Raw genomic sequence first — 1,486 nt, 5'->3', positions numbered from 1 at the left:
CAGACTGCTGACAAACCCCTGGCGAGAGCTGGGGGTTTGTGATTCACTGGGATATGTTGAAGAAACCCGCTCCCGAACAGACTGCTCTCGAGATGGTGACGCTCGATAGCCTGGTTCCGAAGGATCACCTGCTTCGCAGAATAGACGCGGTGATCGACTTTTCCTTCATCCACGATCGTGTTGCCGGTCTTTACTGCGCCGACAACGGCCGACCGCCGCTCGATCCGACCTTGATGTTCAAGGCGCTGTTCATCGGCTACCTGTTCGGTATCCGCTCGGAGCGCCAGTTGGTGCGCGAGATCGAGGTCAATGTCGCCTATCGCTGGTTTCTGCGGCTGAAGCTGACGGATGGTGTGTTCGACGCCTCGACGCTTTCCCAGAACCGGCGTCGCCGCTTCAACGACACGGACGTGGCTCAAGCCATCTTCGATCATATCGTCGAACAGGCGATCGGCCATGGGCTGGTCGACGGTACGGTGCTCTATACCGACTCCACCCATCTGAAGGCGAATGCCAACAAGGGCAAATACGATCTGCAAATGATCGAGAAGTCACGGTCCGACTACTGGGCCGATCTCGATCGGGCGATCGAGGCCGAGCGGACGCTGCATGGTCAGAAACCGTTGAAGGAGAAAGAGCGCGCGCCGGAGGTGAAGGCGACCAAGGTGTCGCGCAGCGATCCCGACAGCGGTTATATGGTGCGCGACGGCAAGCCGAAGGGCTTCTTCTATCTTGACCACCGCACGGTGGACGGCCGACACGCCATCATCACCGATACCCATGTCACCCCGGCCAATGTGCATGACTCGATCGTCTATCTCGACCGACTGGACCGCCAGCGCCAGCGGTTCGCATTCGACGTCAAAGCCGTTGGTCTGGATGCCGGTTATGCCACATCCGGCATTGCGAAGGGACTTGAGCAGCGCGACATCCTCGGCGTTACCGGCTATCGCACTCCGACCCCACCCAAACCCGGCATGATGCGCAAGTCGAAGTTCGTCTATGAGGCTGAGACCGACGGCTATCGCTGCCCGCAAGGCCAACTGCTCGCCTACGCCACCACCGACCGCAACGGCTATCGCCATTATCGCTCCGACCCATCGATCTGCCGCGACTGCCCGCTGCTGGCCTCCTGCACCACCAACGCCGTGGCGACACGCACCATCACCCGTCATGTCTGGCAAGACGCCCGCGAGCGCACTGATGCCCATCGCCTGACCCCTTGGGGCAAGGCGATCTACAAACGCCGCAAGGAGACGGTCGAACGCTCCTTCGCTGATGCCAAGCAGCTTCACGGCCATCGCTATGCCCGCTTCCGAAGTCAAATCCGCGTCGCATGCCAGTGCCTGCTGGCAGCCGCAGCACAAAACATCAAGAAGATCGCAATGGCGCTGACCAAAGCACCAAAACAAGTCCCCGCCTGACCCGGTCCCGGCCAATCAACCAGGAAACCTCAGCGCAAGCACAAGATCAAAAACAAAACCCG

Annotated in this window: 1 protein-coding gene; it reads left to right on the top strand. The window is 60.2% G+C overall.

Annotation, left to right across the window (positions count from 1 at the left end):
• Positions 1-53 precede the first annotated feature (53 nt).
• Positions 54-1,424 (top strand): IS1182 family transposase, encoded by a 1,371-nt coding sequence (locus BLJAPNOD_RS35110; protein ID WP_115423220.1) that lies wholly within the window; start codon positions 54-56, stop codon positions 1,422-1,424.
• The last annotated feature ends 62 nt before the right edge of the window (positions 1,425-1,486 follow it).

The sequence above is a fragment of the Ensifer sp. M14 genome, assembly GCF_003355565.1.
Lineage (GTDB): Bacteria > Pseudomonadota > Alphaproteobacteria > Rhizobiales > Rhizobiaceae > Ensifer.
This window is presented reverse-complemented; position numbering and strand designations above follow the sequence as displayed.

Excerpts from the sequence above, each read along its gene's own strand:
- BLJAPNOD_RS35110 (WP_115423220.1), top strand. The coding sequence starts at position 54 with ATGTTGAAGAAACCCGCTCCCGAACAGACTGCTCTCGAGATGGTGACG.